Annotated in this window: 16 protein-coding genes and 1 other RNA gene; 4 read left to right on the top strand and 13 right to left on the bottom strand. The window is 73.5% G+C overall.

Annotation, left to right across the window (positions count from 1 at the left end):
* Nucleotides 1-45: 45 nt before the first annotated feature.
* The 4 genes from ACFQ79_RS08595 to ACFQ79_RS08580 form a co-directional block, all read right to left on the bottom strand.
* Nucleotides 46-1,227, bottom strand: coding sequence for an IPT/TIG domain-containing protein (locus ACFQ79_RS08595; protein WP_383580339.1), 1,182 nt, complete (start codon nt 1,225-1,227; stop codon nt 46-48).
* Between the two features lie 205 nt (nt 1,228-1,432).
* Entirely contained in the window at nt 1,433-2,584 is a 1,152-nt protein-coding gene (locus tag ACFQ79_RS08590; RefSeq protein WP_383580337.1) for a uroporphyrinogen-III synthase, read from the bottom strand.
* Nucleotides 2,585-2,668: 84 nt separating this feature from the next.
* On the bottom strand, nt 2,669-4,036 hold the full coding sequence (locus ACFQ79_RS08585; protein WP_383580335.1) for a nitrate/nitrite transporter: 1,368 nt from the start codon (nt 4,034-4,036) through the stop codon (nt 2,669-2,671).
* Between the two features lie 348 nt (nt 4,037-4,384).
* Nucleotides 4,385-5,344, bottom strand: coding sequence for a LysR family transcriptional regulator (locus ACFQ79_RS08580; protein WP_383580332.1), 960 nt, complete (start codon nt 5,342-5,344; stop codon nt 4,385-4,387).
* Here ACFQ79_RS08580 and ACFQ79_RS08575 point away from each other — a divergent pair.
* Nucleotides 5,331-5,486 (top strand): hypothetical protein, encoded by a 156-nt coding sequence (locus ACFQ79_RS08575; protein ID WP_383580329.1) that lies wholly within the window; start codon nt 5,331-5,333, stop codon nt 5,484-5,486. The genes ACFQ79_RS08580 and ACFQ79_RS08575 overlap by 14 nt on opposite strands.
* Nucleotides 5,487-5,541: 55 nt before the next feature.
* Complete coding sequence (locus tag ACFQ79_RS08570; RefSeq protein WP_383580326.1) at nt 5,542-6,849, top strand: MFS transporter; 1,308 nt, start codon at nt 5,542-5,544, stop codon at nt 6,847-6,849.
* A gap of 81 nt (nt 6,850-6,930) precedes the next feature.
* On the opposite strand, the gene ssrA is transcribed toward ACFQ79_RS08570, so the two are convergent.
* From ssrA to ftsE, 5 genes are all read right to left on the bottom strand, one after another.
* Nucleotides 6,931-7,323, bottom strand: a transfer-messenger RNA (tmRNA) gene (ssrA, locus tag ACFQ79_RS08565).
* Between the two features lie 122 nt (nt 7,324-7,445).
* Entirely contained in the window at nt 7,446-7,985 is a 540-nt protein-coding gene (gene smpB / locus ACFQ79_RS08560) for an SsrA-binding protein SmpB (protein WP_383580323.1), read from the bottom strand.
* A gap of 18 nt (nt 7,986-8,003) precedes the next feature.
* Nucleotides 8,004-9,191, bottom strand: coding sequence for a S41 family peptidase (locus ACFQ79_RS08555; protein WP_383580320.1), 1,188 nt, complete (start codon nt 9,189-9,191; stop codon nt 8,004-8,006).
* A gap of 78 nt (nt 9,192-9,269) precedes the next feature.
* Nucleotides 9,270-10,187 (bottom strand): permease-like cell division protein FtsX, encoded by a 918-nt coding sequence (gene ftsX, locus ACFQ79_RS08550; protein ID WP_383580317.1) that lies wholly within the window; start codon nt 10,185-10,187, stop codon nt 9,270-9,272.
* 23 nt (nt 10,188-10,210) lie between these two features.
* Nucleotides 10,211-10,900 carry a cell division ATP-binding protein FtsE gene (ftsE, locus tag ACFQ79_RS08545; RefSeq protein ID WP_030223113.1) on the bottom strand — a complete coding sequence of 230 codons (690 nt, stop codon included), beginning with the start codon at nt 10,898-10,900 and terminating at the stop codon, nt 10,211-10,213.
* Between the two features lie 233 nt (nt 10,901-11,133).
* Between ftsE and ACFQ79_RS08540 the strand changes: the two genes are divergently transcribed.
* Nucleotides 11,134-11,319 carry a hypothetical protein gene (locus tag ACFQ79_RS08540; RefSeq protein WP_030324454.1) on the top strand — a complete coding sequence of 62 codons (186 nt, stop codon included), beginning with the start codon at nt 11,134-11,136 and terminating at the stop codon, nt 11,317-11,319.
* Between the two features lie 118 nt (nt 11,320-11,437).
* Here the strand turns inward: ACFQ79_RS08540 and ACFQ79_RS08535 are convergent, their stop codons facing one another.
* From ACFQ79_RS08535 to ACFQ79_RS08520, 4 genes are all read right to left on the bottom strand, one after another.
* Entirely contained in the window at nt 11,438-12,148 is a 711-nt protein-coding gene (locus ACFQ79_RS08535; protein ID WP_383580314.1) for a hypothetical protein, read from the bottom strand.
* A 392-nt stretch (nt 12,149-12,540) separates the two neighbouring features.
* Nucleotides 12,541-13,644 (bottom strand): peptide chain release factor 2, encoded by a 1,104-nt coding sequence (gene prfB / locus ACFQ79_RS08530; protein WP_030324452.1) that lies wholly within the window; start codon nt 13,642-13,644, stop codon nt 12,541-12,543.
* 29 nt (nt 13,645-13,673) lie between these two features.
* Complete coding sequence (locus ACFQ79_RS08525; RefSeq protein WP_383580311.1) at nt 13,674-14,912, bottom strand: serine/threonine-protein kinase; 1,239 nt, start codon at nt 14,910-14,912, stop codon at nt 13,674-13,676.
* Nucleotides 14,913-15,038: 126 nt separating this feature from the next.
* On the bottom strand, nt 15,039-16,802 hold the full coding sequence (locus ACFQ79_RS08520) for a serine/threonine-protein kinase (protein ID WP_383580308.1): 1,764 nt from the start codon (nt 16,800-16,802) through the stop codon (nt 15,039-15,041).
* A 537-nt stretch (nt 16,803-17,339) separates the two neighbouring features.
* Here ACFQ79_RS08520 and ACFQ79_RS08515 point away from each other — a divergent pair.
* Nucleotides 17,340-21,401: an FtsK/SpoIIIE domain-containing protein gene (locus ACFQ79_RS08515; protein ID WP_383580305.1), complete on the top strand. Its 4,062-nt coding sequence runs from the start codon at nt 17,340-17,342 to the stop codon at nt 21,399-21,401.
* Nucleotides 21,402-21,579 lie beyond the last annotated feature (178 nt).

Genomic DNA, 21,579 nt, shown 5'->3' with positions numbered 1-21,579 from the left:
TCGCGAGGTCTCCCGCCGCACTGGTACGTGAAGCCTCCCGCCGCACTAGTACGTGAAGCTTCCCTCCGCAGACGACTCGCCGAGCGCGTTCGTCACGACGACGGGCACCGTCCCGAGGATCCCCAGGAGCGGCGGGATCACCACCAGCCTGTGGGGAGAGGCGGGGACGACGCTCAGCGCGTCGACGCCGTTGAAGGTGACCCTGGTCCCCGCGTCGAACCCGGCCCCGTCGATCTCGGCCTTGCCGCCCACCGCGAGCACGCCCAGCGCGGTGTCGGGACTGATCCGGGAGATCACCGGCGGACTCACCCCGATCTCGATGGACAGCTCGTCGAGGACCGGCGCGACGGGGAGGGCCATTCCGACGGCCGCGGTCGGGTTGCCGTTCGCGTCCGTCTGCATGTTGTCCGCCTGGACCAGCAGCCCCACGACCTCGTCGGAGAGGTTGACCACGACGGATCCCGAGTCACCGTGCCACACGAACAGCCCGCCGGGCGGGAAGGTGTCGATCCGGATCCGGGCCTCCCCGACCAGGCCGGGCGGGTCGGGGATGTGGGCCACCACGAAACCGAGGGTGAGACCCGTCGTACGGCCGCGCTTTCTGACGGGGGTCCCCACGGTCACGGGGGACGAGCCCCGGAGCGGTCCGACGTCCACCACCGAGCAGGCGGGAACGCCCCGTCCCGGGTCCGTGACGAGCAGGGCGGCGTCCCAGTCCGTCCCCTGGGACTCGACGGTGCCGAGGAGCGCGGTCTGCGCGGTCTGCGGGTGCGGCTGGAACATCTGGATTCCGGGGGCGGGGGTGACGTGGTTGGCCGTGAGCAGCCGTCTCGCCCCGTCGCCGCGCCGCTGCGCCACGCAGCCCAGCGTTCCGACGTGCACCTCGAAGGGGTCTTCCCAACCGATGTCGAGGCCGCCCCGCGGCGGGTCGACGAAGCTCGTGTCGTTGACGAGCGCCACCGGCTCGGGGCGGCTCTCGACCACGTCCGTCGCGTACCCCTCCCAGTGCGCCGGGACCACCGCGTCGGACGGGAGCCGGTCGGCCGGGAGCTTCTCGGGGAGATAGACGATCAGGGAGGGCTCGACGACGTAGCCGTCGCCGATCCTCTTCAGCCCGACACCGAAGGCCGCTTCGGCGGGGAGCAGTCGGGCGTAGGCGGCCCGCAGGGATTCGAGTGCGTCGTACGCGTCGGCCGGAATGGCAACGGGTTCTCCGGGATGGACCATCCGGATCCCTCCTCTGGTCGGTCCGGGAGGGTCACCACTCTCCAGTGTGATCCTCCCGTGTCCGCGGCGCGCCCCGGCCTCGCTCCGCCCCCGCCCTCCCGGGATCGGACACCGGATCGGACGTCCCCGGACACCGATCGCCGTACGCGCCGATGCCGATCGCCGTACCACCGGACGCCGATCGCCCCGCCCGACGCCAACCGCCCTACCCGTCGTCGTACTTGGCCTCGGCCACCGGGTCGAGCGCCAGCCGGTACCCGCGCTTGACGACGGTCTGGATCAGCTTCGGCGTGCCCAGGGCCGCCCGCAGGCGCGCCATCGCCGTCTCCACCGCGTGCTCGTCCCGGCCCGCGCCCGGCAGCGCGCGCAGCAGGTCCGCGCGGGAGACCACCCAGCCGGGCCGGCGGGCGAGGAGCCCGAGGAGGGCCATTCCGGCGGGCGGGACGGGCCGCAGGAGGCCGTCGACGAGGACGGCGTGCCCGCGGACCTCCACCCGGTGGCCCGCCACGGGCAGGACCCGCGAGCGGGCCGGCAGCTCCCTGCAGAGCAGCTGGACGAGCGGCCCGAGCCGGAACCGCTCCGGCGCGTACGTGTCGATGCCCTCGGCCTGGAGCGGGAGCGCCGTCACGGGCCCCACGCACACCGCGAGGACGTCGTGCCTGAGCGCGGCGACGAGTTCGGCCCGTACGCCCTTCTCCGCGGCCCTCGACAGCAGCGACACCGCGGCGGGCGCGCTGGTGAAGGTGACCGCGTCCAGGCCCCCGGACAGGACCCCGTCGAGGAGCCGGTCGAGCGGTCCGATGTCCTCCGGCGGCATCCAGCGGTAGACGGGGACGCCGACGACCTCCGCGCCGCCGGCCGTGAGCGCCTCCACGAAGCCGGGCAGCGGCTCCCCGTGCAGCTGGAGCGCGATCCGCCGGCCCGCCACCCCCTCGCCGAGGAGCCGGTCGAGGACCTCGGCCATGGACTCCGAGCCGGGCGACCAGGACTCGGTGAGCCCGGCGGCGCGTACGGCTCCCTTGACCTTGGGTCCCCGGGCGAGCAGCTCGACGTCGCGCAGCACGGCGAGGAGCTCCTCCCCGCATCCCCAGCCCTCCGCCGCCTCGACCCAGCCCCGGAAGCCGATCGCCGTCGTGGCGACGACGATGTCCGGGGCGTGGCCGATGAGTTCCTTGGTGGCGGCGAGGAGTTCGGTGTCGTCCGCGAGGGGCACGATCCGCAGGGCGGGTCCGTGGACGACGGCCGCGCCCCGCCGGCGCAGCAGCGCGATGAGTTCGTCCGCGCGCCGCGCCGCGGTGACGCCGACCGTGAAGCCGGCGAGGGGCCCGGCGGGGCCGTGTTCTTGCTGCTCGTCCATGGGGTCAGAGCCTGACGGGGACGCGTGACGGTCTCGGTTCGCCCGTATTTCCTGATCGTTACGGTCCGCGCCGGGCACCGGACATCACACCTTCGCGTAGCCGGGCCGGGGCTCCGGCTCGGTGACGTCCCCGGCGTCCTCCGGGACCGTGGAGGGGACCGCGGCCGGAGCGCGAAGGTATACCGCCCAGGTGACGACCATGCAGGCCCCGTAGAAGGCCAGGAAGGCGACGAAGGCCGCCGTGCCGGTGCCGGAGGTCTGGAAGGACTGGCGGAAGGCCAGGTTGATGGCGAGGCCGCCGAGCGCGCCGACGGCCCCGATGAGGCCCATCGCCGCACCGGAGAGCCGCCGCCCGTAGGCCTCGGCGACCTCTCCGGCGAGGCCCTTGCGGTGCCCCTGGGCGAGGAAGATCGCCGGGATCATCTTGTACGTGGAGCCGTTGCCGAGGCCGCTGAGGACGAAGAGTCCGATGAAGCCGACGAGGAAGACGGCGAGGGACTCGATCACCGAGGCGTAGATGACCACACCGGTCGCGAGGGCCATCGCCGCGAAGGTCCCCAGGGTGATGCGGGCGCCGCCGTGCCGGTCGGCGAGGGAGCCGCCGACCGGCCGGATGAGCGAACCGAGCAGCGGGCCGATGAAGGTGAGCGAGGCGGCCTGGAGCGGGGTGCGGCCGAACTGGGTCTGGAGGACCAGGCCGAAGGCGAAGCTGTAGCCGATGAAGGAACCGAAGGTGCCGATGTACAGGAAGGCCATGATCCAGGTGTGGCGGGCCCGGACGGCCTCCTTCGCGGCGCCGGTGTCGTTCTTCACGGGGGCGAGGTTGTCCATGAAGAGCGCGGCGCAGACGGCGGCGATGACGATCAGGGGCAGATAGACGCCGAGCACGATCCTCGGGTGCATCGCGCCCGCCGTACCGATGACGAGGAGGCCGACGAGCTGGACGACGGGGACGCCGATGTTGCCGCCGCCGGCGTTGAGCCCGAGCGCCCAGCCCTTCTTCCGCAGCGGGAAGAAGGCGTTGATGTTGGTCATCGAGGAGGCGAAGTTGCCGCCTCCGACGCCGGTGAGCGCCGCCACCAGGACGAAGGTGGTGTACGAGGTGCCGGGCTCCATCACCGCGAACGCGAAGCCGGTGGGCACCAGGAGCAACAGGGCGCTGAAGACCGTCCAGTTGCGGCCGCCGAAGCGGGCGACGGCGAAGGTGTACGGGATGCGGATCAGCGCGCCGACGAAGGTCGCGGTCCCGATCAGGAAGAACTTGCCGGCCGGGTCGACGCCGTACTGCGGCCCCATGAAGAGCACCATGACCGACCACAGGCTCCAGATGGAGAACCCGATGTGCTCGGAGATGACGGAGTAGAGCAGGTTCCGCCGCGCGATCCGCTCCCCCTTCTCGCGCCAGAAGGTCTCGTCCTCCGGCTCCCACTGCTCGATCCACCGGCCGCCCATGTCGTACCTCCGCGGGTGTCGGGTCCTGGGGCGTCCACAGCCCCGGTCCACCTGCCCCCGACGCTAGGGAGGCCGCGTTTCGGCGCGGTGCCGCGAGGTGACGTCAACGGAACCTTGCTCTCACCCGGAGCGCGTAGCCCCTGTGAGCGCCCCCCCTTTCTCCGGGCTCGGCTCGCCTCCGGGGCGCTGAAGCCGGGGGAACAGGGCCGCCCGTGCTCGCCTCCCTCGTTCCTCGGGAGGCTCCGCGCGCTCGGCCCTGTCCCCCCGGCGCGCCCCTTCGGCTCACTCGCCGGGTCCTACCAGTGGACCTGGCCGGGTCCCGATGCGTGCCGCCCCGGGCAGCCGCCCTCAGGCACCCGGCAGCCCCGGTTCCCCCTCCGGCAGCCAGGACCCGGCCGGGCGGGCGTGCCAGCCCTCCCTGGCGCCGATCTCGGCGGCCGCGGTCCGCAGGGCGTCGAGACCGGGATGGCGCAGCCCCTTGCGCCACACCAGGCTCACGGGTGACAGGGGTACGGGGTCGACGAGCGGTCGCAGCACACAGCCCGGCATGGGCGGGAAGTCGACGACGGCGAGCACCGGGTTGCGGTGCTTGGCCATGATGCGGCGGAACTCCTCCTTGCCGACGGCGAGCGGCGCGGGCGGGGCGATCTCGATGCCGCGTCCGGCGAAGAGCCGGGCGGCGAGGTCGGTCCACTCGGGCGTGCGGTCGTTCCCCGCGCCCGCGTAGATCCGTTCCCCGGCGAGAGCGGCGAGCGGCACCTCGGTCAGGTCGGCGAGCGGGTGGTCGTCGGGGAGGATCACGGCCATCCGCTCGTACCGCACGAACTGGGAGTCGAGCCGGGCCCGCAGTCCGGAGTCGAGCCCGCCGTACCGTCCGAAGGAGGTGTCGAGCCGACCGGCGAGCATCTCCCGTACGGCACCGGTGAGTCCGCTCTCGTAGCGGGCCATCAGTTCTTGGTCCGGGGCGAGTTCGCGGGCTCTGCGCAGCACGTCCTCGGGGGCGAGGCCGGGGCTGTTGAGGTCGACGAGGAGCGGCCGGGGCGCGGCCCGGAAGGCCTCGGTCAGCTCGTCGTGCGCGGCCAACACCCGGAGCGCGTACGGGAGGAGACGCTGGCCTTCCGGGGTGAGGGAGACCTGCCGGGTGGTCCGTACGAAGAGCTCGGCGCCCACTTCGCGCTCCAGGCGCCGGATGTCACGGCTGAGGGCCTGCTGGGCGACGTAGCGGCGGGCGGCGGCGCGGGTGAAGTGCAGTTCCTCGGCGACGGCGGTGAAGGCGCGCAGGAGGCGGGGATCGATGTCACGCGGCACGGCGGGCGCCGGGGACACCGGAGACGCCGACGCGGCGGACACCGACGCGGCGGGCACCGGCATGGGGGACGCCGGCATGGGGGAAGGCGCCGGGGAGGACATCGGGGAAGGCATCGCCGCATTTAACAACACAGCTGCGTGAATGGCCACCGAACAGGTGTTGGACCCGTCCGGCCCCCTCCCGCGAGCCTTGATCCATGCCGCAACCGGAGCTCACCCTCACGCCGGCGGGCCCGGCCCTCGCCCCCCGCTACCGCGACCAACCCACCGCCACCCTCAGCCGCCCCGCCGACACTCACAGCCCCGCCCACAGCCCCACCCCCATCCCCGCCCAAACCCAAACCCCCCGCAACTCCTACCTCCACCTCTTCACCGTCCCCGGTGCCCGCGGCTTCATCGTCGGCAATCTGATCGCCCGGCTGCCCATGGGCATGTTCGGCGTCAGCGCCGTGATCATGATCGCGGCGGCCTACGACTCGTACGCCCTCGCGGGCGGGGTGACCGCCACCGGCATGGCCGCCGGGGCCCTCACCGCCCCCTGGATCGCCCGGCTCGTCGACCGGTACGGCCAGGCGCGGATCGCGGTCCCCGCCACCGCCTACGCCGTCCTGGGCCATCTGACGCTGCTGCTCTGCGTCCACGAGAAGGCGCCCGTCTGGGCCCTGTTCGCCACCACCGCGCTCACCGCCACCTCACCCAACACGGGTGGCATGTCCCGGGCCCGCTGGGCCCACCTCCTCAAGGGCGACCGGGACGCCCTCCACACCGCCAACGCCTTCGAGCAGGCCACCGACGAGCTCTGCTTCATGCTCGGCCCGGTCGTCGCGGCGCTGCTCTGCTCCACGCTCTTCCCCGAGGCCGGCACCCTCGTCGGCGCCGCCCTGTTCCTCGGCGGCGTCCTGATCTTCGCCGCCCAGCGCTCCACCGAGCCGCCGGTCTCCCCCCGTACCGCCGCGGGCTCCCCGCTGCGGGTCCCCGGCATGGCCCCGCTCCTGGCGGTCTTCCTCGCCACCGGCGCGGTCTTCGGCTCCATGGAGGTGGTGACCGTGGCGTACGTGGACGGCCCCGTCGCCGGTCCGGTGCTGGCCCTCCAGGCGGCGGGCTCCTGCGCGGCGGGCCTCCTCTACGGCCGCGCCCACCGCACCGTCCGGCTCGGCACCTGCCTGGCCGCGATGGCCGTCCTGATGACGATGCCGCTGCTCGCCGCCTCGACCGGCTCGCTGCCCGCCCTCGCCGCCGGGCTCCTCGTGGCGGGCATGGCGACGGCACCGACGATGGTGACGGGCATGGGCCTGGTGCAGCGTCTGACGCCGGCGTCCCAGCTCAACGAGGGCATGACGCTGGCCGTGACCGCCCTGCTCGGCGGCATCGCGGCCGGCTCCGCCACCGGCGGCTGGGCGGCCGACCACGCCCCGTTCGCCTCGTTCGGCTTCCTGGTGCCGGCCACCGCGGCCGCCACGGCCCTGGCGCTCTGCGCGGCGACCAGAGTGGGCGGCCGGGCATGACGAAGGCCCGGCAGTCGGATGACTGCCGGGCCTTCGCCCACATGGGATGAGGTGTCCGAGGAGGCGAACCTCTCGGACGCTCGGTGGAGATGGCGGGAATCGAACCCGCGTCCAACGGTACGGAAACAGGGCTTCTCCGTGCGCAGTCCGCTACGAGTTTCTCAGCCCCGGAGATCACACGGACAAGTCTCCGACGGGCTCAGTCACTGTTTGATTTCCCCCTCACCCCCGTGACCGGGGTGAGAGGTTTAGATCCCTAAATGACGCCAGGATCCGGGTCGGGACCACCCCCGGGCTGACGCTCCTCACAGAGGCTTCTTGTCGTTACCTAAAATTAGGCAGCGAGGGCGAAGCGGGAGTTATCGCTCTTGGAGTTGGCGATTATTGGTTGCGACATATGGTTTACGAGATCATTGCCGCTTCCTCGACACGCTTCCCCTGCATCGGTATCCGCTGTCGAAACCGATCATCCCCATGTTCATTTTTCAATGTGCGCACCCTTGCGGGGTGTGCACGGCCCATCGTACGTGACCGACGGGCGCTGTCGCCAGCGTATTAACCGTGGCCGCGCCGCTCCGCAGAACCGCGCCGCGCCGCTACGCGATCTTGGCCGCCCGCTGCCTGCGCTTGGCCGCCGCGATGGCCCGGTTCGTCTCGCGGGTGTCCTGCTGCTCGCGCAGGGTCTGGCGCTTGTCGAACTCCTTCTTGCCCTTGGCGAGCGCGATCTCGACCTTGACCCGGCCGTTCAGGAAGTACAGCGCGAGGGGCACGATCGTGTGACCCGTCTCCTGCGACTTCGCCTCCAGCTTGTCGATCTCCTCGCGGTGCAGCAGCAGCTTGCGCTTCCGCTTCGCCGAGTGGTTGGTCCAGCTGCCCTGCATGTACTCGGGCACATGGATGTTGTGCAACCACGCCTCGTGCCGGTCGATCTGCACGAAGCCGTCGACCAGCGAGGCGCGGCCCATCCGCAGCGACTTCACCTCGGTGCCCATGAGCACCAGACCGCACTCGTAGGTGTCGACGATGTGGTAGTCGTGGCGCGCCTTCTTGTTCTGCGCGATGATCTTGCGCTCGGGCGCCTTGTCCTGGTTCTTCTTCGCAGGCTTGCCCTGCACGTTCACGAGTCCCTTTGCCATAGTGCGGCCATTTTCGCACTACGAGCCCCCTCCGAGGCCACTCAATACCGTCTTCGCCCGTTCCTCCGCCCGTTCCCCCGCGGACAGGTCGGGGGTGATGCCCCGGCCGTCGACGGCGTGACCGGCCGGGGTGCGGTAGTGACCGACGGTCAGCTCGGCCACGGAGCCGTCCGGCAGGGCGCTCGGCATCTGGACCGAACCCTTGCCGAAGGTGCGCGAGCCGACCGTCACGGCCCGGCCCCGGTCCTGGAGGGCGCCGGTGAGCAGCTCGGCCGCGCTCATCGTGCCGCCGTCGATCAGGGCCACCAGGGGCCTCCCGGTGTCGCCGCCGCCCTCCGCGTACACGGCGCGCTGCTCGCCCTCCACGTCGTACGTGGCGACCAGACCGCCGTCGAGGAACGCGGAGGCAGCCACGGCGGCCTCGGCGACCAGGCCGCCGGAGTTGCCCCGCAGGTCCAGGAGGACGCCGGCGCCGGCCGGGGCGGCCCGTACCGCGTCCCGCACGCGCGTGCCCGCGCCCTTGGTGAAGGCGGCGACCCGGATCAGCAGGGTCCCGTCGTCGAGGCGGCGGACGGTGACCGGGTCCGTGGCGAGCCTGGCCCGGTGCAGGGTCTGGGTCCAGGCCGCGCGGCCGCGCGCGACCCGGAGGGCGACGGTGGAGCCGGGTACGCCCTCGCCGCGCAGGAGCGCGACGACCTCGGAGACCGAGAGCCCGTCGACCGGGCGGCCGTCGACGGAGACGAGCCGGTCGCCGGTGCGGAGCCCGGCCCGCTCGGCGGGGCCGCCGCGCTGCACCCGGGTCACCCGGACCCCGCCCTCGCCTGCCCGGCCGGCGGAGAGCCCCACGCCGGTGTAGGTGCCGTCCAGGGCCTGCTCGAACTCGGCGTACTCCCTCTTGTCGTACACCGCGCCCCAGCGGTCTCCGCTGCGGCTGACGAACTCCTCGGCCGCCTGCTTGCCCGACTTGCCGTCCGCCATCGCGTCGGCCGCGGCCCGGTTCAGGGCGGCGCTGTCGACCGTCGCGGAGTCCCGGGACCCCTCACCCGCGCGCAGGGTCGCCCCCGTGCGCCCGGCGGCGGTCTCCTGCCGGGGCAGCGAGCCGGTGGCGGCGGCGGTGGCCAGGACCCCGGTGAAGACCAACGTCAGAACGGCCCCACGGAGCACTCCGCGGGGCCGGATACAGAGATGGTCGGTGCCGGCCGGCATGGCGCCCACTCTAGGACAAGGCAAGGGCGCCGCACGGGCTTTGCCCGTACGACGCCCTTCACCGTCAGTGGTGTCTTCTCACACCTTCAGGTACTTGCGCAGCGCGATGAAGGCGGCCACGGCGGGCATCAGGAGCCCGATGGCGATCACCAGCGGCAGCTTGGCGAGGACGGCGTCCCAGCCGATGAAGTTGACGAGCTGCATCTTCTCCGCGAGCGCGATGCCGTGGTCGATGAGGAAGTACCGGCCGACCAGCAGCAGGACACAGGCGACCGCGCCGCCGAGGAGTCCGGCGAACGCCGCCTCCATGATGAACGGCATCTGGATGTAGAAGCTGGACGCGCCGACGAGCCGCATGATCCCGGTCTCGCGGCGGCGGCTGAAGGCCGAGACGCGGACCGTGTTGACGATCAGCATCAGCGCGATGACCAGCATCAGCCCCATGACGCCGAGGGCGGCGATGTTCATGCCGTTCATCAGGTCGAAGAGGTTCTGCAGGATGCCCCGCTGGTCCGCGACCGACTCGACGCCGTCCCGTCCGGCGAAGGCGGTGGCGACCACCTTGTACTTCTCCGGGTCCTTGAGCTTGACCCGGAACGACTCCTGCATCTGGTCCGGCGTCACGACGGAGGCGATGGCGGTGTCGCCGTACTGCTCCTTGTACCGCTTGAACGCCTCGTCGGCCGTCTCGTGCATGACGGTGTCGACGATGGTCATCTTCTTCAGATCGGCCTCGATCTGCTCCTTCTGCTGCGCCGTGACCGCACCCTTGGCGCACTTGGCCGCCGAGGCCGCGTCGGCCTTGTTGCAGAGGAAGATGGAGACGTTGACCTTGTCGTACCAGTAGTCCTTCATCGTGCTGACCTGCTCACGCATGAGCAGCGCACCGCCGAACAGGGCGAGCGAGAGGGCCACGGAGACGATGACGGCGAACGTCATCGTGAGATTGCGCCGGAGACCGACGCCGATCTCGGAGAGCACGAACTGAGCGCGCATGGTGTGTTGAGTCCCCTACCTGCTCAGTGCTGGTAACCGTAGACGCCGCGGGCCTGGTCGCGGACGAGGCGGCCCTTCTCCAGCTCGATGACGCGCTTGCGCATCTGGTCGACGATGTTCTGGTCGTGGGTCGCCATGACGACGGTGGTCCCTGTCCTGTTGATGCGGTCGAGCAGCTTCATGATGCCGACCGAGGTCTGCGGGTCGAGGTTGCCGGTGGGCTCGTCGGCGATCAGCAGCATCGGGCGGTTGACGAAGGCCCGGGCGATGGCGACGCGCTGCTGCTCACCGCCGGAGAGCTCGCCCGGCATCCGGTCCTCCTTGCCGCCGAGCCCGACCAGGTCGAGCACCTGCGGCACGGCCTTGCGGATCTCGCCGCGCGGCTTGCCGATGACCTCCTGGGCGAAGGCCACGTTCTCGGCGACGGTCTTGTTGGGAAGGAGGCGGAAGTCCTGGAAGACGGTGCCGAGCTGACGCCGCATGTGCGGCACCTTCCAGTTGGAGAGCCGGGCCAGGTCCTTGCCGAGGACGTGCACCTGGCCTTGACTGGCGCGCTCCTCACGGAGGAGCAGCCGCAGGAAAGTCGACTTTCCGGAGCCGGACGAACCGACGAGGAAGACGAACTCCCCCTTCTCGATCTCCAGGGATACATCCCGGAGCGCGGGGCGGTTCTGCTTCGGATAGGACTTGGAGACGTTGTCGAATCGGATCACGGATGCACCACGGTCGGCCGGGAGTAGGTGTGCGTGACCTTACGCGACCGGGGAAGACCCGCGCAGTCGCGGTTCCGGCTTGCGACGTTTATCCTTTTCGCCCTCGCGGACGAATCGGTCGCGATCCGGTGGGGCGCGCCGAAACGCCGTCGAGCTGGCAGAGTGGTAGGGGGAACGTCCGGACACCGTCGGACGTTGTCCCGGTGAAGCCCGGTGCGGGAGGAGGAGAGCGTATGACCTACGACCGACTGGTGTGCGCCAACTGCGCGGCCCCGGTCGCCGAGGGCCGCTGCCCCGTCTGCCGCGCGAACCGGGAGCGACTGACCCCGCAGGGTGGTCTCTCGCCCGCGATGCTGCTGACACTGGCGATCGCCCTGCTGGCTGCGATCGCCCTGCTCGCGGCGGTCCGTACGGTCTAGCGGGACCGTGCGGCGTCCACACGAGCCGGAGCCATGAGGAAGGGCCGGGGAGCATCTCCCCGGCCCTTCCTCATGCTCTGTACGTCATACGCCGTACGGATCCACACACACGGTGGGATCAGACGGCGGCGCGGCCACCGCCGACGAGACGCGGCAGCATGCGGAAGCCGATGCCACCGGCGATCATGGTCGCGGCGCCGATGATCAGGAACGAGGTCTCGGCCGCACCGGTCTCGGCGAGCTCCTCCTTCGCCTGACCCTGCTGCACGGGCTGCGAGCCGGCGTTGTTGGTGTCGGTGTTGCTGTTGCCGCTGTCCACGCACTCGGCGCCGTCGAGGTCGACGGTGCAGGTGCCGGCGTCACCGTTGTCGGTGTTGTCGTCACCCGGGGTGGTCGGCGCCTCGGTCTGGCCCGGACCGTCCGTGTCGCCCGGCTCCGGCTCGGTCGGCGGCTCGGTGACCGGCGGCTCCGTCGTCGGCGGCTCGGTGACCGGCGGCTTGGTGGTGGGCGGCTCCGTGGTCGGGGGCTCCGTGGTCGGAGGCTCCGTCGTGGGCGGCTCGGTGGTCGGAGGCTCCGTGGTCGGAGGCTCGGTGGTGGGCGGCTCCGTGGTCGGAGGCTCCGTGGTCGGAGGCTCCGTCGTGGGCGGCTCGGTGGTCGGAGGAGTCGTCACCTCGCACCCGGCAGTTCCCGGGATGCAGGTGGGCGTCGGGTCCGGCTCACCGAACATGTCCACGGCCTGCGCCGCACCCGCCGCCGTCAGCGACGCACCGGCCGCGATCACCGCACCGGCGGCGATGCGCGCGATACGGACGCGTATCTGCTTGGTCATCTGGCTGCTACCCCCAGTAGCTCATCTCGTCATGGGGCAGCGCTCGGGGCACGCGACAGAGGCGGCTCACTGCTGGGCCCGCCCCCGTTCGCACGCGCCCCAGAAATGCGCATGCCAGTACGCCACCCTTCCGAGTTTCCGATGAAGCGTCAAGGTCGTTGCGCGTGCGATGCCCGAAAGATCACCACGTGTCCCACATACGACGATGCAACTGTGACGTAAACCCAGAACTCCAGGCCCCACGCGGCCAGTTCCCTTGTCGACAAAGCTCCCCGAAGGCCCTGTTTCCGCTTGCGTCAGCGAATCCGCTGACCGGACGGAGGCCACCGCCCACAACGACGACGGGCCCCGCACCATGACGGTGCGGGGCCCGAACGTGCCGTGTTCCGGGGTTACTTCTCCTGCTGCTTGCGCCAGCGGATGCCCGCCTCGAGGAAGCCGTCGATCTCGCCGTCCAGGACGGACTGCGGGTTGCCGACCTCGAACTCCGTACGGAGGTCCTTGACCATCTGGTACGGGTGCAGGACGTACGAGCGCATCTGGTTGCCCCAGGAGCTGCCGCTGTCCTTCAGGGCGTCCATCTTGGCCCGCTCCTCCTGGCGCTGACGCTCGAGGAGCTTGGCCTGGAGGACGTTCATGGCGCTCGCCTTGTTCTGGATCTGCGAGCGCTCGTTCTGGCAGGAGACGACGATGCCGGTCGGGAGGTGCGTGATGCGCACCGCCGAGTCGGTCGTGTTGACGCCCTGACCGCCGGGGCCCGAGGCGCGGTAGACGTCGACGCGCAGCTCGGACTCGTCGATCTCGACGTGGTCCGAGGACTCGACGACCGGCAGGATCTCGACACCGGCGAAGGAGGTCTGACGGCGCCCCTGGTTGTCGAAGGGCGAGATGCGGACCAGACGGTGGGTGCCCTGCTCGACGGAGAGCGTGCCGTAGGCGTACGGCGCCTTCACCACGAAGGTGGTCGACTTGATGCCGGCCTCCTCCGCGTACGAGGTCTCGTAGATCTCGGTCGAGTAGCCGTGGCGCTCCGCCCAGCGCAGGTACATGCGCTGGAGCCGCTCGGCGAAGTCGGAGGCGTCGACGCCACCGGCCTCGGCGCGGATGTTGACCAGGGCCTCGCGCTCGTCGTACTCGCCGGAGAGGAGGGTGCGGACCTCCATCTCGTCGAGGGCCTTGCGGACGGAGGTGAGCTCCGTCTCGGCCTCGGCGAGGGTGTCCGGGTCGTCCATCTCCTCGGCGAGCTCGAAGAGCACCGCGAGGTCGTCGATGCGCCCGCGCAGGGTCTCGGCCTTGCGGACCTCGGCCTGCAGGTGCGAAAGCTTGCTCGTGATCTTCTGCGCCGCCTCCGGGTCGTCCCACAGGGACGGGGCCGCGGCCTGCTCTTCGAGCACGGCGATGTCGGCCCTCAGCTTCTCGAGGTCCAGGACGGCCTCGATCGACCCCATGGTCGAGGAGAGGGACTTCAGCTCTTCGGATACATCGACGACTGCCACGCGTCCAGCGTAACGGCTCGCCGCCGGTGTTACGGCAGTGAGGACTGCTTGGAGTCCTGCGGCGGGGTGTCGGCGTCCCCTGATGCCGCCAGGTAGCCGCCCGCGCCGAGGGCTCCGGCGACCACCACCGCCGCGATGGTCAGGGTGATCCGGCGCTTGCGGACCGCCTCGGCCTTGTGCCGGGCCGAGCCGGGTCTGCGGGCCCCCGCGGGGCGCGGGGCGCGGGCCGTGCCCAGGGGACCGCCGGAGAGCTCGTCGGGGGCCGGGACCCGCATGGAGGTATGGGTGTCGCGGTTGGAGTCGGCGGAGGCGCCGGGGACGAGCGGGACGGCGGCCCGGCGCGGGCCGGGCTCCCCCGCGCCCGTACCGGCCGGGTACGTGTCCTCCTCGTACGGCTCCGGCGCCGGCTCCGCGTCCGGCTCGTCCACGTCGAGCGGCGGGATGCCCTTGAGCAGCGGGAGGACGTCCTTGAGGCGGCTGGCGAGCTCGGAGGCGCGCAGCCGGGAGGCCGGGGCCTTGGCCAGGCACTGCACGATCAGCTGCCACAGCTCCTCGGGGATGCCGGGCAGCGGGACGACGGTCTCGGTGACGTGGCGGCGCAGCACGGCGCCGGGGTGGCCGCCGCCGAAGGGGGTGAAGCCGGCGAGCAGCTCGTACAGGACGGTCGCGAGGGCGTAGATGTCGACGGCGGCGCGCGGCGGGAGGCCCTCGACGATCTCGGGGGCGAGGTAGTCGGGGGTGCCGATGATCCGGGTGGCCTTGGTGCGGCCCGGAGTATCGATCAGCTTGGCCACGCCGAAGTCGGTGAGCAGGGCGGGGTGCGCGCCGCCGGGCCCGAGCGGTCCCTCCATGTCGAGCAGGATGTTCTCCGGCTTGACGTCCCGGTGGACGATCCCGGCGGCGTGCGCGGCCGCGAGGGCGTCGGCGACGTCGGCGACGATCGCGACGGCGGCCTCGGGGGCGAGCCTGCGTTCCCGGTCGAGCCGGGTGCGCAGGTCGGTGCCGCGCACGAGGTCCATGACGAGGGCCAGGTCGTTGCCGTCGACGACGAGGTCGCGGACCTTGACCACGCGGGGGTGGTCGAGCCCGAGCAGGGCGGTCCGCTCCTGGACGAAGCGGCCGACGAGCTCCTGGTCGGAGGCCAGGTCCTCGCGCAGCAGTTTGACGGCGACGGGACCCTCGGGCCCCTCGCCGAGCCACACCGTCCCTGCACTGCCCCGCCCCAGGATCTGGTGGGTGGTGTAGCGGCTGCCGATGTTCCGTGCCAAGACTGCTCCCTCAGCGGCTGCGGTTCGCGTGCAAAGTTACGCGTCCGCAGCCGCCGGACGTCACTTCCGAGGGGAAATCACCCCTCGGAAGTCGATAAATCGGCAGTATTACGTGGTCCCGGGCCGTCACTGCCCGGTCGTACCGCCGGTAGCACCGGTGGAGTCGGTGGCCTCGCCGATCTTGGAGAACCAGTCGGTCACCTTCGAGATGCCGTCACCGATGGCCTCCCAGTAGCCCTTGCCCTCGGCGATCCAGTCCTGGAGCGGGGTCAGCTCCCAGACGAGCCAGCCGGCGACCACGAACAGCACGATCATGACCAGGCAGCCCTTGAGGCAGCCGAGGCCGGGGATCCGCACCGGGTTGGCACTGCGCTGACGCGGCGGACGCGGCTCGCGCGGGGCCGGGGCCTGGGGCGGCGGCTGCGGCGGGGTGTACTGCTGCTGGGGCGGCGCGTACTGCTGCGGGGCGGGCGGCGGCGCGTACTGCTGCGGCTGGTGCTGCTGCTGATGCTGCGGCGGGTACGGCTGCTGCGGCCGCTGCTGCGCGGGACGCTGCTGCTGGTACGGCTGAGGCGGCTGCTGCCCGTACCGGCCCTGCTGCCCCGGCTGGCCCTGCTGCCCGTACTGGCCGGGCCGCTGGTCCTGCGGGGGCTGCTGCCGCTGCGGACGGCGGCGCAGCGGGTCCTGGCTCGGGTCCAGGTACTGCACCTGCGTCTGCTCGTTGCGGTCGCGGGCCGCGCGGAGCTGGCTCTGCCAGGGGTGCGGCTCCTCGGACTGCGCGCCCTGCCCGGACTGCGGCGGCTGCGGCGGTACGGGGGGCATGACGGCCGTCGGGTCGGCGGCGCCCGCCGTGCCGCTGGTCGGCATGACGCTGGTCGCGCCGGCGGGGTCGTACTGCGGCGGCATCCCGGCACCGCTGGGCAGCACCTGGGTGGGGTCGGCGGCCCCCGCGTCGGGGGTCTGCGGGACCGGCGCGGGCGCCGGGTCCGGGGCGAGCAGCGCGCCGACGCCCTCGGCCGCCTCGATCTGGGCGGGCGTGGAGTGCACGCCGATGCCGGCGGCGACCGCGCGCAGACCGCGCGCGAGGTTCACCGCGCTCGGCCGCCGCTCCGGGTCCTTGCTGAGGCAGCGCTCTATGACCGTCCACAGCGGCCCGGGCACGGTCGAGGGCCTGCGGGGCTCCTCGCTGAGATGCCGGTGGAGGACCTCCAGGGCGGTGCCGCCCGCGAACGGGGGACGGCCGGTGACCAGCTCGTAGAGCAGGATGCCCGCGCCGTAGATGTCGACGGCGGAGGTCTGCGGACGGCCCTCGGCGGACTCCGGCGCCACGTACGCGGGGGTGCCGACGAATTCGTGGGTGCGGGTCAGGCCCGGGGAGTCCGCGAGGCGCGCGATGCCGAAGTCGGTGAGCATCGGGTGCATCTGGCCGCCCTGCTCGGCGAGCAGGACGTTGGCCGGCTTCAGGTCGCGGTGGACGACGCCGTCGGCGTGGCTGGCGGCGAGCGCGTCGGCGATCTGGGCGGTCAGGAGGGCGGCGGCGACCGGGGTGAGCGGGCCGCTGTCCCGGATGTACCGGTGCAAGTCGGGGCCCTCGACGAGGTCCATGACGAGCGCGAGGACATCGCCCTCGACGACCAGGTCGCGGGTGCGCACGATGTTGGGGTGGGTGAGCCGGAGCAGCACGGACCGCTCGCGCAGGAAGCGCATCACGATGTCCGCGTCGTTGGCCAGTTCCTCCTTGAGGACCTTGATCGCGACGGTCTCGCCGGGCTGGCCGGGCACGGCCGCCTCGGCGCCCGCCGTCTCCCGCTGGCGGGCTCGCCAGACGGTGCCCGTGGCGCCGCGGCCGAGCGGCTCCTCGAGCAGGTACTTGCTGCCGATAGGCCGCACGTCACGCGCTCCCTGCTGATCGTGGTCCTGGGGTGATCCGGTGATGCTCCCGGGGTCCCTGTTCTCTGTTGTGACCCGTCCGGGTGTCCGACCCACTTTAGTGCCGCCGAACGGGGTACCGACCGGTCGTCCACAGCCCGATTCCGATTCCGGTGACCCGCCGGCGGACCGCCGGGGGCGGGCCGGTGCCGTGCCGGCGCCGGCGCCGACGTGCGCCGTCGCCGGGCCGGGCCCCGGTGGGTCCGGTCTGTCCGAAAGAAGACGCTTCCGGAGGCGAGACGGTTGCCGGGCATGTTCCGAAGGCATGCTCAACCAGGCACTTTTGCGTCCACAGCCGACCATTCAAGATCACTTCCGGCCGCCCCGGGGGCGGGTTGTCGGTGGCAGGTGCGAGGATGCCTCCAGCACGTCGCATCGGTGGGGTCGGGAGCCCCCGCGCCGTGCCGACCTGTACCGGGCGACGCGTCCGTGCCGGGTGGGGGGAGTCACAGGGCGGTTCCCCTGCCGGGCATCACGCAGAAGGGACCGCTGACGGCGATGCAGATCCGGCTGACCGTCCTCGCGCCGTACGCCGGCCACGGCGCCGGACGTACCTGCGACGTGCTCGTCACGGCCCCCGCCGGGACGGCCCTGGCCGCCGTGGCCTCGAACCTCGCCGCCGCCGTCACCGGCCCCGACACCTCCGCCTCGGGCACCACCGTGCTCTACGCGGGCGCGGAGCGGCTCGACGGCCGCCGCTGCGTGCTCGGCGAACCCCCGCTGGTCGACGGCGCGGTCCTCTCCCTCCAGGTCCCCGGCCCCGAAGACCGCGTCGGCGAGGCCGCCGCGGCCCGGCTGCACGTGGTGGCGGGCCCGGACGCGGGCGGAGTGCACCTGCTGCACGGCGGAGCGATCAGAATCGGCCGTTCCGTGGACGCCGACGTACCGCTCGACGACCCGGACGTCTCCCGCGCGCACTGCACGGTGACCGTCGGCGAGGACGGCCGGGTCACGGTCGCCGACCGGGGCTCGACGAACGGCACGACCCTCGACGGCGCACCGGTCGGCGACCGCCCGGTCGCCTTCCGGCCGGGCGCGCTGCTGCGCATCGGCGAGTCCGCCCTCCGGCTGACCGGCCCCGGCGACGACCTCGGCAGCACGGGGACGAGGGAGACGGCCCCGGACGGCGAGGGCCACCTGCGCGTGGCACCGCCCGGAGGCGAAGGACGGCCTCCGGCGGCGGGCGACCGGCCCGCCCACGCGGGCGTGCCCCGCCCCGCGGTCGGCGGCCCGGTGGACGACACCACCCACGGCGGGGCGCGCGGCGTCCCGCTCGGCGGAGCCCCCCGGAGCGCGTACGCCGACCCGTACGGCCCGGCCGGCGCCCATGATCGCGGTACGGACTCCCCCGGAGCGGGCCACGCCCGCGCGGGCGACCACCCCGGCGGCGTCGACGGACCGGACGGCGGTGGCGAGGCCCACAGCAGGAACCGCCCGTCCCGCGGCGACGCTCCCCCGGCCGGCTCCCCGCGCGCGGGTGGCGGCGGCAAGCGGGGCCTCGGCGCCTGGGCCCGGCGTCTGGCCGGCGGACGCGAGGAACTCCCGGCGCCCGCGGCCGACCCCCGTACGGCACCGGACACCCACGCGGGCGCCCGCCTCGGCGCCGCGGCCCGGGACGGCTCCCCCGCCCCCGCGCCGATGGCCGACACCTGGCCCGACCCGGCCACGGTCCTGCTCACCGCCCTCGGTCCCGGCCCCCGGCTCTGGGAGCGCGGCCAGGACCACCCCGAATCCCTGGTGGTCCGGCTGGGCACCACGGACCGCGCCGACCTCTCCGGCGTCCCGGTCACCGTGGCGCTGCGCGAGGCGGGTTCGCTGGGCCTCGCCGGCCCCGCCGACCGGCTCGCCGGTCTCGCCCGCTCGGTCGTCGCCCAGCTCGCCGCCCTGCACTCCCCCTCCGACCTGGAGATCGTGCTGATCAGCGCCGACCGGAACCGCTCCCTCGAGGAGCGGCGCAGGTCCTGGGGCTGGCTCGGCTGGCTCCCGCACGTCCGGTCGGCCCACGGCCAGGACTGCCGGCTGCTCCTGGCGTACGACCGCGAGCAGGCCCAGGCCCGTACGGCGGAACTGACCCGGCGGCTCGACGACGGCCCGCTCGGCCCCGGCTGGCCCAGCGCCGACCGCGCGTCCGTCGCCGAGGCGGCCGCCCGTCACGAAGGGCCGACGACGGTCGTGGTCGTCGACGGCGACCCCGGTTCGGCGGCCCTGCGCGAGACGGTCGCACGGCTGGCCGGAGCCGGAGCGGCGGCCGGGATCCACCTCCTGTGCCTCGCCGAGGCACCCTCGGCGTCCCCGGTCTCCCCGGTGGCCGCCACCTACGAGACGGCGTGCGCCGCGTCCCTCGCGTTCCGCGAGTGCGGGGCCGCGGCGCTCCTCAGCGGTGACGTGGCGACGGCCCTGCGGCTGCTCAGGACCTCCGGCGGACGGGCCGCCGGGCACGGCACGGTCGGTGTGGTCGACGCGGTCTCCGTCGCCTGGGCCGAGCGGTTCGGCCGCGCGCTCGCCCCCTTGCGCACGGACACGGCGGCGGCGCCCGGCGCCCGTGCCGCCGCGCTGCCCCCCTCGTCCCGCCTCCTCGACGAGCTCGGGCTCGCCCGTGCCACCCCCGCCTCCCTGATGGCCCGCTGGGCCTCCGCCGGGGACGGCACGGCCGTCCTGGGCGCGGGTCCGCGCGGACCGCTGGCCGTGGACCTCACCCGCGAGGGCCCGCACCTGCTGATCGAGGGACCCGCGGGAAGCGGGCGGACGGAGCTGCTCCGTTCGATCGCCGCCTCGCTCGCGGCCGGCGGCCGCCCCGACCGGCTCGGCCTGCTCCTGGTCGACGGGGCGGGCGGCGACCGCGGCGAAGGACTCGCGGTCTGTACGGAGCTGCCGCACGTCACGGAGCACCTGGTCGCCTCGGACCCGGTGCGGATGCGGGAGTTCGCGCAGGCCCTGGGCGCGGAGCTGAAGCGCCGGGCGGAGCTGCTCGGCGACGGCCACTTCGCCGACCGCCGGGGGACGCGCGCGGCGACCGCCGCCGACCGGCTGATCGGCCAGCGCGCCCCGAGCGCGGCGGAGTCCGTGCCCCAGGGCGCCCGCGCGACCGTCCGCCTCCAGGACTCCGGCGACCTCGCGGACCGCCCGAGCGGCCGCACCCTGCGCACGGGCGACGGCTCGATCGGCGCCCTGCCGAGCGCGCGGGGCGGCCGCACGGACGGCCCGTACCCCCCGTCGGACGACCTCGGCGGCCGCCCGAGCGGCCGGATCACCTACACGGGCGATCTCGACGGCCGGCCGAGCGGGCGGAGCGCGTACCCGGGCGATGTCGAGGGCCGGCCGAGCACGCGGAGCGCGTACCCCGGGGACCTCGACGGCCGGCCGAGCGGCCGGATGGCGTACCCCGGGTCAGAGGACCCTGCCGGGCGCCCCAGCAGCCGCACCCTGCGCACGGGCGACGACGACCTCACCGACCACCCGAGCGGCCGCGTGGCCCGCGCGGGTGCGGAGGACCTGGGCGGCCACGGCAGCGGTCGCGTGGCACGCGGCGGGGCCGAGGACCTCGGTGGTCACGGCAGCGGACGGGTGCCCCGTCCCGGGACGGACGACCGCGGCGGACCCGGCGGGCGTGCACCCCGCCCCGGCGACGGTTCGCTCGACGAGCGGTCCGGTGCCCGGACCCGGCCCGGCGCCGACTCCTTCCTGACCGATACGCCCAGCGGGCGGCTGCCGCGCCGGGACGGCGACGACCGCTCCGGCGGCCGCACCCTCCGCACCGGCGACGGCGACCTGACGGACCGCCCGAGCGGGCGGGTGTCCCGCACCGGGGCGGAGGACCTCGTCGGCCACGGCAGCGGGCGCGTGCCCCGGCCCGGGGACGGCGACCTCGGCGGATACCCGAGCGGCCGGGTGTCCCGGCCCGGCGAAGGCGATCTCGGCGACCGCTCCGGCGGCCGTGCGTCCCGCCCCTCCGGCGAGGAGACGGCCGGCCGGATCCCCCGGCCCGCCGGCGAGCAGGGGTCCGGGCGCGCCTCGGGCGGACCCGTCCACCTCCCCCGGCTGATCGTTCTCGTCGACGACTTCGACGCCCTCGTCGCGCCCGCGCTCGGCGCCTCCGGGCGGCCCGCCGCCGGGTCCGTCGTGCGGGCCCTGGAGGCCGTCGCGCGGAACGGCGAGCGGCTCGGCGTGCACCTCGTCGCGACCTCCGCGCGTCCCGACAGGACCGCCGACACGGAGCTGGCCCACGGGGCCCGGCTGCGGATCGTGCTCGACGCGCCCCCGGTGACGGCGGGACCGGACGTACCGGCGGCCGGGCGCGGCCGCCTCGGCCATCCGGACGGCCGGGTGACACCCTTCCAGGCGGGCCGCGTCACCGGCCGGATCCCCCGGACGGCGACGCTCCGCCCCACCGTCGTGCCACTGGAGTGGGAGCGGATGGGTGATCCGCCGACCCGCCGTCCGGTGCGCGAGCTGGGCAACGGGCCGACGGATCTGGCGCTCCTCGCGAGCGCCCTCGACCGTGCCGCGCGCTCGGTCGAGGCGACGCCCGTGGCTCCGCTGACCCCCGCGACCCACGGCTGACGGCAGGTCACGCGGACGTCAGGACCACCCGCCTGGCCTGTCGGCCGGGTGAGCGTTCGTCAGGACCGCCCGCTTGGCCGGCCGGCCGGGTGAGCGGACGTCAGGACCGCCCGCTTGGCCGGTCGGTCGGGCGCCGGGAGGGCCCGGACTGACCGGTGGGTCGATCGGGCGTCAGGAC

Origin of the sequence: Streptomyces sp. NPDC056480 (assembly GCF_042795405.1) — a bacterium.
Lineage (GTDB): Bacteria > Actinomycetota > Actinomycetes > Streptomycetales > Streptomycetaceae > Streptomyces.
Note: the sequence above shows the minus strand (reverse complement) of the source record. Positions and strands in the feature narration are given on the sequence as shown.

What these genes read in the sequence shown, in the direction of transcription:
- ACFQ79_RS08595 (WP_383580339.1), bottom strand. Translation starts at nt 1,227, where the DNA reads ATGGTCCATCCCGGAGAACCCGTTGCCATTCCGGCCGACGCGTACGAC.
- ACFQ79_RS08585 (WP_383580335.1), bottom strand. Translation starts at nt 4,036, where the DNA reads ATGGGCGGCCGGTGGATCGAGCAGTGGGAGCCGGAGGACGAGACCTTC.
- ACFQ79_RS08535 (WP_383580314.1), bottom strand. Translation starts at nt 12,148, where the DNA reads ATGACCAAGCAGATACGCGTCCGTATCGCGCGCATCGCCGCCGGTGCG.
- ACFQ79_RS08590 (WP_383580337.1), bottom strand. Translation starts at nt 2,584, where the DNA reads ATGGACGAGCAGCAAGAACACGGCCCCGCCGGGCCCCTCGCCGGCTTC.
- smpB (WP_383580323.1), bottom strand. Translation starts at nt 7,985, where the DNA reads ATGGCAAAGGGACTCGTGAACGTGCAGGGCAAGCCTGCGAAGAAGAAC.
- ACFQ79_RS08515 (WP_383580305.1), top strand. Translation starts at nt 17,340, where the DNA reads ATGCAGATCCGGCTGACCGTCCTCGCGCCGTACGCCGGCCACGGCGCC.
- ACFQ79_RS08540 (WP_030324454.1), top strand. Translation starts at nt 11,134, where the DNA reads ATGACCTACGACCGACTGGTGTGCGCCAACTGCGCGGCCCCGGTCGCC.
- ftsX (WP_383580317.1), bottom strand. Translation starts at nt 10,187, where the DNA reads ATGCGCGCTCAGTTCGTGCTCTCCGAGATCGGCGTCGGTCTCCGGCGC.
- ACFQ79_RS08570 (WP_383580326.1), top strand. Translation starts at nt 5,542, where the DNA reads ATGCCGCAACCGGAGCTCACCCTCACGCCGGCGGGCCCGGCCCTCGCC.
- ACFQ79_RS08575 (WP_383580329.1), top strand. Translation starts at nt 5,331, where the DNA reads ATGTCACGCGGCACGGCGGGCGCCGGGGACACCGGAGACGCCGACGCG.
- ACFQ79_RS08555 (WP_383580320.1), bottom strand. Translation starts at nt 9,191, where the DNA reads ATGCCGGCCGGCACCGACCATCTCTGTATCCGGCCCCGCGGAGTGCTC.